General features: G+C 38.2%; 12 protein-coding genes. 2 read left to right on the top strand and 10 right to left on the bottom strand.

Features of this window, described 5'->3' with window-relative positions; translation table 11 throughout:
• Positions 1–1,028 precede the first annotated feature (1,028 nt).
• Positions 1,029–2,531 (top strand): glycosyl hydrolase, encoded by a 1,503-nt coding sequence (locus tag AAGC65_RS02165; RefSeq protein WP_343110760.1) that lies wholly within the window; start codon positions 1,029–1,031, stop codon positions 2,529–2,531.
• A gap of 197 nt (positions 2,532–2,728) precedes the next feature.
• On the top strand, positions 2,729–3,736 hold the full coding sequence (locus tag AAGC65_RS02160; RefSeq protein WP_343110759.1) for a glycosyl hydrolase: 1,008 nt from the start codon (positions 2,729–2,731) through the stop codon (positions 3,734–3,736).
• A gap of 16 nt (positions 3,737–3,752) precedes the next feature.
• On the opposite strand, the gene AAGC65_RS02155 is transcribed toward AAGC65_RS02160, so the two are convergent.
• The 10 genes from AAGC65_RS02155 to AAGC65_RS02110 form a co-directional block, all read right to left on the bottom strand.
• A complete protein-coding gene (locus AAGC65_RS02155; RefSeq protein ID WP_343110758.1) occupies positions 3,753–5,210 on the bottom strand; it encodes a hypothetical protein in 1,458 nt (485 codons plus the stop codon).
• 82 nt (positions 5,211–5,292) lie between these two features.
• Positions 5,293–6,465, bottom strand: a complete 1,173-nt coding sequence (porV, locus tag AAGC65_RS02150) for a type IX secretion system outer membrane channel protein PorV (protein ID WP_343110757.1) — start codon at positions 6,463–6,465, stop codon at positions 5,293–5,295.
• A gap of 81 nt (positions 6,466–6,546) precedes the next feature.
• Positions 6,547–7,923 (bottom strand): undecaprenyl-phosphate glucose phosphotransferase, encoded by a 1,377-nt coding sequence (locus AAGC65_RS02145; RefSeq protein ID WP_343110756.1) that lies wholly within the window; start codon positions 7,921–7,923, stop codon positions 6,547–6,549.
• A 234-nt stretch (positions 7,924–8,157) separates the two neighbouring features.
• Positions 8,158–8,490: a hypothetical protein gene (locus tag AAGC65_RS02140; protein WP_343110755.1), complete on the bottom strand. Its 333-nt coding sequence runs from the start codon at positions 8,488–8,490 to the stop codon at positions 8,158–8,160.
• 39 nt (positions 8,491–8,529) lie between these two features.
• Positions 8,530–9,882, bottom strand: coding sequence for a UDP-glucose/GDP-mannose dehydrogenase family protein (locus AAGC65_RS02135; RefSeq protein WP_343110754.1), 1,353 nt, complete (start codon positions 9,880–9,882; stop codon positions 8,530–8,532).
• 70 nt (positions 9,883–9,952) lie between these two features.
• Positions 9,953–10,846, bottom strand: a complete 894-nt coding sequence (locus AAGC65_RS02130) for a glycosyltransferase family A protein (RefSeq protein ID WP_343110753.1) — start codon at positions 10,844–10,846, stop codon at positions 9,953–9,955.
• Positions 10,847–10,879: 33 nt separating this feature from the next.
• A complete protein-coding gene (locus AAGC65_RS02125) occupies positions 10,880–11,782 on the bottom strand; it encodes a glycosyltransferase family A protein (protein ID WP_343110752.1) in 903 nt (300 codons plus the stop codon).
• A gap of 21 nt (positions 11,783–11,803) precedes the next feature.
• A complete protein-coding gene (locus AAGC65_RS02120; protein ID WP_343110751.1) occupies positions 11,804–13,258 on the bottom strand; it encodes a lipopolysaccharide biosynthesis protein in 1,455 nt (484 codons plus the stop codon).
• Between the two features lie 173 nt (positions 13,259–13,431).
• Positions 13,432–14,628, bottom strand: coding sequence for a glycosyltransferase family 4 protein (locus tag AAGC65_RS02115; protein WP_343110750.1), 1,197 nt, complete (start codon positions 14,626–14,628; stop codon positions 13,432–13,434).
• An 11-nt stretch (positions 14,629–14,639) separates the two neighbouring features.
• On the bottom strand, positions 14,640–15,788 hold the full coding sequence (locus AAGC65_RS02110; protein WP_343110749.1) for a glycosyltransferase: 1,149 nt from the start codon (positions 15,786–15,788) through the stop codon (positions 14,640–14,642).
• Position 15,789 lies beyond the last annotated feature (1 nt).

Genomic DNA, 15,789 nt, shown 5'->3' with positions numbered 1-15,789 from the left:
CGTTCTATGTGATAAAGATGTGATTATTAGTGAAATAGTGGGAACCTGTACAAGCTCACTTTTTGGCTACAGAAGCCCAGCTTTAAACTACATTATTAACAATCTATTAATCCAGGATTATATTTTTATTAAACCAGGCACTAATTATTTGCTTATTAGGCGATAATCTTCATTATTAGCCATTATTTTCTTTATTGATAATTTTAATTAGCAGTAAAGTGCATTCAAAGCCGCACAAGTTTTTACTAACTACGGTACTTATTCTCTCGCATTAGGTATTGATGCTGTTTCGCTTTTCCACTCAAAAGGAATTACAGACCATTTAAAACCACCACTATAATTATAGATTAACATTTAACTACCATTGCTTAAAACAAGCCATTAAATTAAATCTAAAAGTAAATAAACATCGTTTACAGATAATTAAATGAGCTACAATTGGTGCAAAAGCTTTAGCGTTTTGATTTCCTATAGGTTAACACTATTTCCCGTTTTGCTGACAGTTACATGCCTTATAGAAATAAATTAGCACTTTTGGGTGTTTAACACATATCAGCATAGCGTGAAAATGTTAAACAGACAAATTGATGTGAGCTATTTAGGAGGCCTACACGTGTGAATTGCAATCGAATTCATACTATATTATATGGCCAAATTAGTATTCATAGTTAATAATAAAATATTATAATTGAAATCAGAGACGGGTCTTTTTATGCTGAATAACAACATTTTTACAAAGCATGAATTTTACCCAATGCACTCAAATTGAAAAACGGGAGTCTTTTTTTGAAAAAAAAGAAAACTTTTTTTCAAGTGACACATCACTGATTTCTTTAGAATGTAAATGGCTTAAAAACAGTGGTATTAAGCCATACAAACATTAACTTTTTTTGTTCTTTGAAAGGCTTTTTTTGCGAAATTTTCATTTTTTTGCCCAATCCAATACAACTTTTTTATATTAAACAGCGTTTAGTTATTCTAAATGTAGATTTTTTTAACTTTTAAACAACCCCCTTAAGTAATTATTTATGAAACTTTACAAAAAAATAATCCTGGCAAACTCGTTATTATTAGTATTTTTTTCATGCAAAAAAGAAAATAATATTGAGCCTGCTCCTCAGCCTGCAGCAGATGTGCAGACGGTGGATGCTACAGCGACTAACAGCGTTGTAGCAGCAGCATTAATTACCAATTTAAAATCGGGTACGTCAAGAACCTACACTCAAACCACTTTAGCAACCAACGCGGTATACTATACCGACAGAACTTACAAGGTAACCTCAGTACCTTCCGCTTTATCAGGTGCTACGTTAATCAGAACAGCTTGTGATGATAAAACTAACACTTCAAACAATGTATCATTTACATTATCACAAGCAGCAACAGTTTACGTTGCATATGATTCACGAGCCAACTCGTTACCAAGCTGGCTAAACAGCTGGACTAAAACAAGCTCTACTATTGGCATTAGCGATGCTGATGTATCTAAACTTAATGTTTACAGCAAAAGCTATGCTAAAGGAACAGTAACACTGGGCGCCAATATGGCTGCACCGGCAAGTGATGTTCATTGCAATTATGTAATTGTAGTAAAAGCCGGAGCCGCAACAACAGATCCGGGTGATGCAACAACACCTGTTTCTGGTAGCTTTATGCTTGGCCTAAACATGCACTCTATTGGCAACGCGGCTTATTCACCAGTAAGCATGACTAACCAAATGAGCATGTTGAAAAAAATGGGTATGAAAGTAGCCCGTCAAAATTTCAACATCAGCAGCGATGGTTCGGTATCAAGCCAATCAGCCTTTACCCAGCTAATGAGTGCAGGTTCTTCTGCTGGCATAACCACTTTAGCCATGATTAATATTACCAAGATCAACTTTAACGCTTCTGAGAGTACCAACTACAATTCAGGTAAAGCTTTCGGTGCCGCGGTAGCTTCTAAAAACTCAAAATACTTTACCTACTATGAGTTAGGTAACGAACTTGATAATAAAGCCATAAACTCAGGCGATGGTGATGTGGCATCAAACTACAACAGCACCAAATTAAAAACAACCGCCGCCTTCCTGAAAGGTATGGACGAAGGTATCAAATCAAAACAACCCGGTGCTAAAACCATGATAGACGGCAGCTGGAAACATTTTTACTTTTTACAGTACATGCAATCATATGGTGTGAAATTTGATATTGTTGCCTGGCACTGGTATTCAGATATGGAAAGTGCAATAGCATCTTCTTCATCTCCTGACATTACTAAAAAACTATCAAGCTTATTTAGCAAACCAATCTGGTTTACAGAAGTTGGTCAGCGTTGGAAAAACGTAAGTAACATTGATCAAATGCAAAGCAGCTTTACCAATGCTTTCATTAAAAGGATGAAAGCCAACAGCCAGGTAAAAGCCGGCATATTTTACGAGCTTTTTGATGAACCAGCCAGAACAGGTGCAGAAGGACATTATGGTTTTGTTAAATGGACTAAACCATACAGCTCATGGGCTTACAAAACAGTAGCTACAAGCTTATTTTAACTAAACACTTTAATTCTCTTACAGTTCAAAAAAAATCTTCATAGGTCAAAAAGCCGCCCCCAAAAAGGGTGGCTTTTTGGCTTTTATAGTTATTTACAGCAAAAAGTGCCCATCATTTTACATTTATCAACCATTAAGCTAAAATTATATCACTTAATACGTATAAAAAGCTATATTAGCTTCATATAGACTAACTTATGCTATTAAAAAGAACCATTACATGTTTCTGCTTTTTAATGCTGCTATTTCTTGGTGCTGTTAAAGCTCAGGTTTCTTTCCGTTGGGGTATAAACGGACACCCACTTACTCAATTTGATTACAGCAAGAATACCTGGGACCAGCAGATATCTTTTTTAAAAGATCTGAAACTAAACACCTATCGCATCGATGTTCCGCTTAACCCGCAAGGACTTCCTAAAAATGAAACCGCGTTTCAGAATATATTGGATAAACTTAATTCCAATTCTATCACCCCATTTCCGGTTTTGATCATCAGCGGCCTATCTGGCTTAAACGCCGAACAGGTTTATACACTTTGTAATTCCCAGGGAAAAGCCTTTGGCTTAAAGTATGGTAAAAACCTACCCTATCTGGAAGTTGGTAATGAAGAGGATAATAAAATAATAGTTTCCGGAAACGGCACTAAAGCCAGTGATTATGACGCCGACAAGGCCTCCAGGGTAATAGCAAAACTTAAGGGGTTTATTGATGGTTTAAAATCGGTACAACCTGATGTAAAAGTTAGCTTATCATTTAGCTGGGTACATTTTTACTACCTGGAAATGCTAAAGCAAAACAATGTTAATTACGATATTGTAGGTTGTCATTGGTATTCGAATATGGGAGGGGGCGATATTACGAATGCAAATCAATTTGGTAACGTTTTAAAAACGGTTAAAGACCGCTTTAATAAAGATATATGGATCACTGAATTTAATTACTGGAAAGGAACCAAAAACAGTGATTATACAAAACAGGCAGATTACTTAGGTAAAAGCCTCAAAGCTATCGTTTCGTCAAACCTTGTAAAGGGTTTTTTCATCTACGAACTTTTTGATCAAAATTTTATCAGTCAACGTTCAAAAGACGAGGCCAGTTACGGCATCCTGAGTAAAGACGCATCAACAGCAGATTATCAGAAAAAGGACATTTACCTTGTTTATAAATCATTTATAAACGCAAATGTAAATGCCAGCAGCCGGTAAGCTGCTGTATTTTATTTTACGGATAAACAGCTTTTACGTTCTCTATATAATAAACATTGTCCTGATAATCGTAGTTGCTGCCCGACTGGCCTAAAAAGTCGCCTCCTATAATGTAACTATTTGGACGCTCCTTACCTTCTGAATCAATAGCTTTCCAGATCCTGAATGCTATTTTATTTTTAAAGTTCTTCTTACGGTCGGTATTGGATGTTCCCATTACCAAACCAAATTTTTCTTTCGGATCGAATGATGTAAAGCGAATATTTGGACCACTATACATCTTTGGCAATAATATTTGATTTGCACTCAGGTCATTATAAAACAACTTCTTTACCTGTGTACTATCGTGATAGTAGTATGCCAGGGTATCACCCTCTTTACGTGAATTGCGTGAATGATAAGCCGCCAATTGCCTTATTTTTACGGGGTTGTTTAAATCGGCTTTTTGAAAATAAGAAACCGCTACTTCATCAGTATTCGGAATAATTGCCTCTCCCTGCGATCCGTTATCAAAATACCTAAAACCAATATTGGTGGTAAAGTTTAAAGTGTTGAGCATTTTTTGCAGATCGGGTTCCCAATCGCCCTCGGCCCTGTATTGCCATAACCCACTTAAATAAGCTCTTTTTATGGGCTGTGCACTATCGTTGGTATACAGGTATAGTTCGTCATTAACCCTTAAACAACTGCTTTGCAACGGCCATTGGTAATTCATTGATTTGGCATACCTTAATAATTTAAATTGCAAATTAAACAGTGCTGCCCACCAAACAGATGCAGTTCTTTTTTCAATCGCGGCAGCAGTAAAAGCAACTGTAACATCGGTACTATCATTCGCTTTAATAACTATTGGGAACGCGCTTTTATCAACATTAAGGTTGTTTATCTTACTGATCTTCCATAAGCCACTGCTTGAGAAAGCTGCTTTGCTAATGATGAGCTTCTCATTGTTATTGTTTTTTATACGGAGCGTAACCTGATCATGATCCTGCTCGTTCTGTTTTTTACCGGCGTTCGCCACTGCCTTCCACTTATCGCCCAGGTGAGTAAAAACCAGGTGGTCATTACTTAAAAAGTTATCCAGGTTCTCAATAACAACATGCTCTTCCGGATGAATATGTGATACCCGGTTAGATGCCAGATAGAAATTACTTTTATGCTTGTAATTAGCTACTGTGATAAGTCTTTTATCACTCTGTAGCAAATTATATTTAATCTTCAGCACGCAGCCTAATGCCAAATTAATGAGGATGCCGGCAATCAATATGATTTTGCGGGCGAAAGCCTTGCGCACAAAAATGAATATGATGGCAATAGCTACGAACAAACCAATACCAATAAGCAAGGGCAATAAAACATTTAACAATGCACTAAGTCCATCCAAATTTAAATTAACGGATGTTGATATAGCCTCAGCAGCTACAATACTTAGTAACAGAAAAAATAAAAGCAAACTAATGGGAAACTTCTTCATGATTTTAAAAAACTGAACTGATAAAAATTAACATGTGAAAAAGGTATTCTCATCATAGCAAAAGGAGATTGGTTGTAGTTGGCTACGGACTGGTTGATCCGAATTTGTAGCCAAGGGAAAAGCGCAGGGTATTGGCCAGGGGGCTTTTATCCTGGCTGGCCGCCAGGTATGAAAAATCGATATTCAGGTTATTGGTTACTAATCCAAAGCCCAGGGTAACATAGCTTCTGTTGCCTTTATTAGGGTTTTCATAAAAGTAACCAGCCCTTAAGGCAAATTTATTGTTGTACCAGTATTCGAGCCCGGTTGAATAATTAATTTCCTGCAGCTCCTCTTTAAGGCCTCCGGGAGCATCTGTGAAAGAGCCCAGGATACCCGAAACAACAGACCGACTATCATCCCGGCCTTTAATTATATTGCCAACACTATCCCGGATAGGTGGGGTTGGCACCAAAAATTTATTCAGATCAAGCGCAAAGGTTACTTTATTTACATCATCTAAAAACAAGGTATTGGCTATACCTACTTTCAAGTTGGCGGGCAAAAACAATTGCGGGCCTCCTCTGGAGTAATTAACTTTTGTACCAATGTTTGATATGTTTGCGCCAAAGGAAAATATAGCATCTTTGTTAAACTGTACCGTATTATGTGTTGAAAACAAAGATACATCGGCCGATACAGCATTTACCGGATTAGATTGCGCGGCGGTTAAACCAAAACCGCTGTATAAACCAGAATGAATATAACGCAACGTTAATCCTAATGAAAGTTCTTCACCAAATTTGCGGGCAAAAGTTCCGTCAACCGAAAACTCACTGGGGTTGTAGGTTCCTTGCGATATCAGGTTTTCATCAACCAGGTTAATAGTGCCTAAATTAAAATACCTTAAAGAAAAGCCTAAACTGTTTCTGTCCGTAAGCTTTTGGGCATAACTTAAATAAGCCAGATTAATATCGGAAACAAGTTTCCGTAACCAAGGGGAGTAAGACAGGCTCACAGTGGATTTATCTTCCAGAAAAGGAAGCTTGGCAGCATTCCAATAAACAGAATTGGCATCGGGCGATATCGCTACGCCCGCCTCGCCCATAGCGCCTGAACGTGCATCGGGCGATATGGTTAAAAAAGGCACAGCTGTTGGCAAAGCCGTATTATTGCTGCCATTGGTATTAAATACCACCTGGGCCTGGGCAATATTACAACACATGCTATAGCTCACTATAAGCAGGGCACATAGTTTAAAACCAAAAAATCTCATAATCTACTGTTAAGACATGAAAAATTTCACGTCGGGGTGTGATAAGGTAAGCTTAGGTAGGTAGATGTAGATACGAAGAACTTAATAGGCGTTTTTCTCGCCTTTAAAAATGTTGTAGATGGTCATGAAAACAATTTTTATATCAAGCTTTAATGACCAGTTTTCCAGATACCAGATATCGTGCTCAACACGTTTTTCCATCAATTCAGTATTCTTGGTTTCGCCCCTAAAGCCATTCACCTGGGCCCATCCCGTAATGCCTGATTTTAAGAAGTGACGTACCATGTATTGATGAATAATTTCGCCGTACTGCTCTGTCATCGATAAAATGTGCGGCCTTGGGCCAATTACACTCATATCGCCAAACAACACATTGATAAATTGAGGAAGCTCATCTATACTGGTTTTACGAATAAAACGGCCAATAGGTGTAACCCTCGAATCGTTTTTGGTGGCCTGAACAAACTTACCTTCTTCCTGTATCTGCATACTTCTGAATTTGTAACAGATAAAGGGCTGGTTGTCTTTCCCGCTGCGTAATTGCTTGTACAAAATTGGTCCGGGGCTTTGCAGTTTAATAATTAGCCCTAAAATTGGGTAAAGCCAACTTAATATAAAAACAAGTACAAGCGAGCTGAAAACAATATCAAACAGGCGTTTTACAAACCGGTTTTCCATCTCTTCCAAAGGCTCCTGCCTCAGGCTCAAAATTGGAAAATCATCCATGTAGTTTACTTTAAAGGATGCTTTAAAGTAGGTATCCCAATCAGGTACAAATTTTAAACGTACACAGTGTTTTTCGGCAACCTCCATTAAGTAGTTTGCATCGGCAATTTTATCAATGGGCATGGTAACATACACTTCGTTCACACCATTTGCAGCGGCGTTCAAAATATATTTTGTTACCGATTCATGGCTGGGATGTTCGCTATCTTCGCCAGATCCGTCATCCTTGTTCAGGAAACCCTTAAATGAAAAGTGATTTTCTGCGTTTTCAAAAAACATAGCCAGCCTTAAACCCATGCTGTTGTTGCCCAGTACAGCAACTGATTTATTCACATTGAAAAAGCGTTTTAACAAAAACTCAAACAATGTGCCCAAAAACCGGCTTACAATAAGCCCTATAAAGATGAGGTTAAAATAAATAACCGTGAACCTTATAGATTTGTTAAAATCCTTTGCAATTAATACAAAAGACATGAAGAAAATAGCGAATAAAATAAATGTTTTTATTGAGCCATTATAGATTTTAACATGTTTTTGCGTGATGCTTCCTTTATAAACACCGCTAATTGAAGCGGCCAAAATCCACATGTAATTGCTAACAAACAAAAAGTTGACATAATCTTCAAATGGAGTATTTAGAATTTTGAAAGCAGCAATGAAACATAAATTAATTAAAATCAAATCTGTAACCCTCAAAACAAAATATAGCAGGTATAGGTATTGTGTTTTCATATAATTGTGATTTATAAAAAATAAAAAACGAGGATCATTATTTTTTAACTAATCATTTAAACCATTTTTAACTTAATACCCGGGCTGTGATTAAATCACAACCCTGCACACATTAAGTTATCAGAAGTTAGAATGAAGCATTGATTGGAGGCATCGATTATCATTTCTTGAACTATAATTTTCAATTAGAATATCAAGTTTAAAAAGTGCTTATTGGTGCTTATAAATGCGGCTTTAGTCCTCAATATAAAACTTTGGCTCTTTTGCACAGGCGTACAATTTGTCGCGGTTTTTATCCAGCAAATTTTTCCACCAGAACAAGTATTTACGCGGATATTTCAAATGACTGTAATGGTCAGCACGTGAAAGGCCTTCTAGAGCAAGCAACTTATACATTACCCTGCGTGAATGATCAACCACTGAATGTGATTGTATGGTATATCCAAATTCAATACTAATGCGTCGATTTGTTTTATCCAGCAGTATTTGATTAAAAATTTCAATGTGGAAGGTGGAGAAACCCTTTGTTTTAAGAAAAGGTTTGTTTTTTGCTAATTTCAACTGCATAACTTTAAGTTTTAGTAGTCCATGAAAATTGATTTTTATTTATTTTGATGAGTCATGCCCATAGGTAGCGGCATGGCTGGTAACATTTGCTAAAGGGCGGCCTATACTGTTATAATAAAAGCCTAATTGCTCCATTGAGGTAACATCATAAAGGTTGCGGCCATCAAAAATCACTTTGTTTTTTAAGCGGTTTTGTATCTGATCAAAATCCGGGTTTCTGAAAACCGCCCATTCTGTTAAAATGAACAGCGCATCTGCACCATCAAGAACTTCATAAGGGTTTTGACCGTAGCTTACTGGCAGGTTGGTATAATTATCAAAATTATTGATAGCCTCAGGGTCAAACGCGGTTACTGTTGCGCCGGCTGCTAAAAGCTCCCTGATCACAGTAATGGCCGGTGCTTCCCTGATATCATCTGTTTCTGGTTTAAAAGCCAGGCCCCAAACGGCAAACTTTAATCCGGAAAGGTCATTGTTAAAATAGTTAACGGCCTTTTTAACGATGATGGATTTTTGTTTTTCATTAACATCCATCACAGCATTCAGTATTTTAAAATCGTACTGGTTTTCGATGGCTGATTTTGACAAAGCCTGAACATCCTTAGGAAAACAGCTGCCGCCGTAACCAATACCCGAAAACAAGAAGCGCTTGCCTATCCTGTCATCAGTACCTATACCTAAACGTACCATATCAACATCGGCTCCCACCTTTTCGCAAAGGTTGGCTATTTCGTTCATGAAGGTAATTTTGGTAGCCAGGAATGAGTTAGCAGCGTATTTGGTTAATTCAGATGAGCGTTGATCCATAAATATGATCGGATTACCTTGCCTTACGTAAGGTTGGTATAAGCGGCTTAGTAAAACTTTAACTTTATCACTTTCGGTACCTATAACAATTCTGTCAGGGCGCATAAAATCTTCAACGGCAACACCCTCACGTAAAAACTCAGGGTTTGAAACCACATCAACTTCTATAGAGGTATTGGCTTCAAATACTTCTTTAACCATATCAGCTGTACCAACGGGAACAGTTGATTTAGTGATGATCACTTTATAGCCTTTAATTAAACGGGCAATATCAGCCGATGCATTTAATATGTAAGTTAAGTCTGCAGAACCGTCCGCTCCCGGAGGAGTTGGTAGTGCCATGAAAATAACTTCGGCATCCTCTATAGCTTCTTCAAGCCTGGTAGTAAAGTGTAAACGTTCCTGAATAATGTTGCGGTGAAAAAGCTGCTCAAGACCTGGCTCGTAAATTGGCAGGTGGCCTTCCTGCATCATTTTCACTTTTTGTTGATTAATGTCAACGCAAACAACTTTGTTTCCTGTTTCCGCTAAACATGTTCCTGTAACAAGGCCTACATAGCCAGTACCTACAACTGCAATATTCATAAATGACAAATAAGGTTAAATTATTAATAATGAATTACTTAAATATGATGGGTATTAAATTTTCTGTTTGTTATACACGCGATGGTGTTTTGCCTTTCCTAACCAGGAATTTTTCGTAAGCGGTAACTATTGAAAGGTAATAGCGTAATTGAAAAACGGTTATTTTTTGCATCAGGCTCAGATCCTTACCCCTACTGTTAATCAATTGGATGCTTTTAACGGGTGGCCTCAGGTCGTAAATAAAACGGGTAATGGTTTTGATGATACTGTCTTTACCATCGGCCGAGAACTTGGCTTGTCCGCCTCCTACGCGTTTAGCTTTGGTTACCAGTTCATCCATATGATACCGAGCCGGGTGATTAACAATAGCTGTATCTACATAATGGATAGGTATACCCGCTTTTTGTGCTCTTACAGACCACTCATAATCGCCACCCGACATTAAATTTTCGTTAAACAGTCCGGCTTTATCGAAGGAGCTTTTGTAAGTGAAAATATTTGCAGTTACAGCTGTTGAATCATTTTTAACATATAGCTCCTGGTTAAAGGCATATATCTTTTCGTACAACTCAACATTCACTAATTTTGGCGAACGATAAAACAGATCTATCCTCCCGGCAATGCGCCCAACTTGTGGATTACTGAGCATATAACCTACACCTTCCGTAAGCCAGTTTTTATCAGGAATACAATCAGAATCAGTGAATGCGATAATTTCACCTTTAGCTATTCTGATACCCGCATTACGTGATGCGTATGAACCCGGCTTAGCTTCGTCAATAACTACACAGTTATCAGGTGCTCTGAAAGCGGCACTTGGTAACGAGCCTGGTTTATTATTAACCACAATGATCTCAAACTGCTCAGACGGATAGGTTTGAACTGATAAAGCATCAAGACAAAGAGACAGGCTATCCCAATCGTTATACGTTGGTATAATAACGGTTACAAATGTTTTAGGCATGAAACTTATCAGTTTATAGTGTGTGAAAGATTTTTAGTTACTAAGCAATTTAAGCGGCTTTAAGTAGCGTTTTAGCTGGGTTTTAAAAACCTTACCTTTTGATATATCCAACAAATTATTTTTCAGATACTCATTTGCGAACTCAGGGATATCATCAACCCGGGTCATCAGCTCCATATAGATGTACGTATCTATCAGCCTGTTTAATTTGGGGGTAAGCAGATCGCTTTTTTCCAGATATGCTTTGATGTTTTTGCGGAGTTCGATCCTGTTGGTAATTATTTCTTCAACCCGCTTTTTGTTTGTGCTTTTTGATATAGAGCTTTCAGCTTTATATATATTGGTTTGCAGCGAACCTTCATAAGCAAATTTGGCACCGCTTTGTAGTAACCTGAACAGCAGATCATACTCCTGCGATGATGTTTTTTGTGTATCCCAGCCATTTACCTTTACCAGGCTGTCTTTTCGCCAAAGGTTTGAACTGGTTATACCTAAGTTTGAGTTGATCAAGCCCTCCCAGGGATCTGGATTTGCAAACTTGGTATGTGTTTTTATTTTGCCGTTGACGGAATAAATTAAGGTATGGTTACCAATGATCACATCGGCCTGCATGCGTTCGGCCGTTAAATATTGTGATTCCAGTTTAACCGGTTTAAGCTCATCGTCGGCATCTAAAAACTGTATGTATTGTCCTTTAGCCTCTACAATGCCTTTATTTCTTGCTGCCGGCGCTCCTTTAGTCAATTCGCTTAGTACAGAAATAATTTGCGGGTTACTTTTTTTGAGATCGAGCAGCTTTGAGAAAGTATTATCGGTTGAGTTGTTATCAACCAGTATTATCTCATACTCTTTCAGCGTTTGCTGTAAAACGCTTGATACTGCTCTTTCTATAAAATCAGCACAATTATAGCAGGGTATTATTACCGAGATCTTCATAAGCAAAGCTTTTAAAAGAGATTAATTTGCACCCCTGAATAATTTATATATGGCTTTTAATTCGGTATTCATTAACCAGAATACTACCAGGAAATAACTAATGAACAGCGCTATACCTCCACTGATATAATGCAAGTGAGCTACAGCAAAAGCATAACCAACTGCGCATGAAACAAGTGATGCAGCCAAGGGGCCTTTAATAGCTTTCAGCATATCTACTATCCTGATTTTAACCGCCGATATTTTTGTGAAGCTATATTGCGCTACTACTACTACCACAAATTTATTAAACAGTATAGCCCATGCCGCGCCTACAATGCCGTTGTACTTAATACCAAAAGCAAGTGTTGGTAAAAAGATAAGCGCTTTTACAATTTGCAATTTCATTTCCAATCCCGGGCGACCAACACCACGCAGCAAAGCGGTGTTACCACTAACCAGAATGTGAAGCATTACCGAGCCGGCTAATATCTGCAGCGGAACAACCGCTTCCTGCCATTTAAGACCGAATACATTCTCAACAAATGGTTTACCTAATACAATAAAGAAAACCATGATCGGGAACACCACTATACAGTTAAACTGCACTACTTTTAGGTAATAACCCTTTAAGGCCTGTGCATCGTTTTGTTTGCGGCCATAAACCGGGTACATCACATTATTGATAACGGCCATGATCCGGCTTCTGAAAGTATCGGTTAGTACAAACGCCAGGGTGTAGATACCTAAAACAGATGCGCCCAAAAGTTTACCTATAAGCAGGTAATCAATATTATTATACATGTAGTTCAATATGTTTGAACCGGTGGTGTACGCGCCGAAGCCAAAAATATCTTTAAACGCCTGCTTGCTCCACATAAACTTTGGCAGCCAACCTGTTGCTTTAAAATAAAGCGGCATAGATATTACCACAATAGCAACTGAGTTAAAAACCAGCGCCCAAACACCAGCACCCCAAAAAGCCAGTGCCAATGCTATTATACCAGCGGCTATGTTTGATGCATTATCAATAAATGCTATTTTTTTAAAATCCATGCTCTTGGTAAGCTGCGCCTTATGCACCAGGTTAACCGGGCTAAACAAAATGGCCAAACTTAATACCGGTATAATAGTAACCAGCATGGGTTGGTTGTAGAACATAGCAGCCAAAGGGCCAACCGCAAAGCTCATGATAAGGTATAGGCTTACCGACCAGGTTACACCTGTCCAGAAGGCGGTATGAAAATGCTCTTCAAACAAATGTTTGTCTTTACGCTGAACCAGCGCCGCTCCTACGCCCAAATCATTCAATACCTGAACAAAGCCGGTAAATATGGTAGCCATACCAATAAGGCCAAACTGTACCGGGAATAGCAGCTTTGCTAAAACCAGTTTGATAATAAAAGCAAATGATTGGTTAACAACCATTTGTATACAGTTCCATAAAATACCTTGTGCTACAAGTTTTTTATCAGATTTTGCTTGATAATCTATCATTGATGTAAGTGGTAAAAGAATAAGTCAGATGTTACCGGCGTGGTCAAATAGTCGGCATTTGAGGTTAACAAACAAACTGAATGCCCGTATTGGTTGAGTTGTAGCTTGGAGCCCTATACTCTTTAAATACAAGTAAAATTAAAAGGCCCTCTGTGTTGGTAAATTGCGCATAACTACCCGTGTTGTACGCTATAAGAATTTTTAATTTCATTGTAAATGGTTTGATAACCTTCTACATATTGACGTTGATCAAAGCGTTTAGCGCTGGCAAGGCAATGTGCTTTTTTCTGTTCGATGCTTTGCTGGTTATTGGCAATTTGCTCAACCAATTTGCTCAGGTAAGTTTCCTTTGGAGTATAGAGCCAGGTACTTATTTCATCATGCAATTCTGTTAATCCGCCACTGTTTGATATACAAACCGGAACCTCAAATGACAGTGCCTCAATAACGGTGCGCCCAAATGGCTCGGGCCATAATGATGGTACAATAAGTACTTTGGTGTATTGATAAAACACTTCGGGCTTAAGTACGCCGGCAAATTCAATTTCAAAACCCCTGGCAATATCTTTAAGATAATCGATATACTCCGGATCTCCTCTGCCTGCCAGCAGCAATTTAAATTTGGCCTTTGTTTGTTCGGTACAGGCGGCAAGCTCCTTTATCATGAATTCCACACCTTTATCTGGAGATATGCGGCCCATGTAACCAAATGTGAGCTTATCAGAATGTTGAATACCTTTTGATCCGCCATTAACGCTAACTCCATTATACACAACAGCCTTTGGCTTTTCATTATCTATCAGCGAATTGTGTTTAGTGAGTATATAGTTACTAATGCCTACAAAGTAATCCGGATAGTTCATGAAGTTACTCTTTAAAGCATGGGTAATTTTACAGTCTTTACACAGGTGCTCACACGGATGGTTATTGTTGAACATGTTAGTACGGTGGCACATCAGGTAATAATCACGCATGGTATGTACAATAGGAACTTTCTGCAGTCTGATGAGTGCCCATAAGCTTGGCGAAAAGCCCATGATATTGTTGGTGTGTATTACTTCGGGTTTTATACGTTTAACCAGTGAATAAATAAAGAACACGTATAGCGGATTAAATGAATCAACTATATGCCACATGGTTTTGGCCAGTTTTGAGCGCTCTTTATTGATGTAGCTCGAGTAAATATTACGTTGCTTAATTCTGATCACTACAACTCCGTTGAGCCTCTCGATGCTAAACTTTTCACCAAAGGTTATCACAAAGATCTGGTTCCCTTTTTTCACCAGTCCCTCTGCCAGCAGCTGAACTGATACTTCTGCCCCTCCCACAAACTTGGGAAAGTAAAAAGTATTAAATATCAAAATACGCACGGTGCAGGATTTTAAAGTTCGTTTACAATTAAGGGCTTGTTTTGATGCGAAACATATTTCTCTCCAACAAAGTCCCTGATCTTTTTAACAAAGCAGGTATCATCAAATGTTTCGGCGTGTTGCCTGATGAACCTTGAATCGAAATTAGAAACCTCAAAAGTTTCAATGGCATGTTTTAAGGCTGCTGTTGTTTGTTTTGGAAACAATACAGCGGTAGCTTTCGATGCATCATCTTTTAGCGGTATCATAGTATCTAACACACCGCCTTTACCATAGGCTATAACAGGCCGACCAGACGCGTTGGCTTCCAGTGGGGTTATGCCATAATCTTCCAGTTGCGGGAAAATGAATGCTTTACAGTTAGCATATAAATCAGCCAGTTGTTTTGCACTTTGGCCGCTCAGGAAGGTAACATTATCGCCGGCCAATTCCTTCAGTTCTTTTTCGCGTGAGCCTTTGCCAACAATAATCAGCTTTTTATCGGGCATTAAATTAAATGTCTCGATAACCAGATCAACCTTTTTATAGTATTCAAATCTTGAAACCACCAGGTAGTAATCGCCTACTTGATCAGCAACATAAAAGTTATTGCATTTTACCGACGGATTAATAACTGTAACCCCCATTGGCGGATGATAAGCTTCTTCAATGCGCGGGACTACTGTTTTTGAATTGGTGAGAAAATAATCTGTCCGTAAGGCCGATTGTTTATCAAAAATTTTAAGCCTGTTGATCACCAGGTCAAACAGCTTTCTTTTTAAAGAGTTGCTATTAGAAATCTGCTCATACGAATCGGGGTTCCAAACCAGCCTGAAAGGTGTATGGCAATAAGTAATCACTATCGTATTCGGATCTGTTTTAATATACTTGGCGCAATGTGTTGTTGATTGCAGTATAACATCAAAGCCCTTCAAATAAAGCTGCTTCATGGCCAAAATTCCAAAAGGAAAGAAAAACCGTTTTAGATTTTTTTCGCTTTTAATGTACTTACCAAACCAGCTTGTTTTGATATTGCAAAGCTTAAATTCCGGATATGAAGTTTCGGGATTGTAGTTGAGAGTGTATATAGGAGCATCAGGAAACGCATTATGAAAGCTTAAAACAACTTGTTCGGCCCCGCCCCTTCTTACAATTTCATCTTGAACTATAGCTATATTCATA

It is taken from the genome of Mucilaginibacter sp. (assembly GCF_039207105.1).
In the GTDB taxonomy this organism is placed as follows: Bacteria; Bacteroidota; Bacteroidia; order Sphingobacteriales; family Sphingobacteriaceae; genus Mucilaginibacter.
This window is presented reverse-complemented; position numbering and strand designations above follow the sequence as displayed.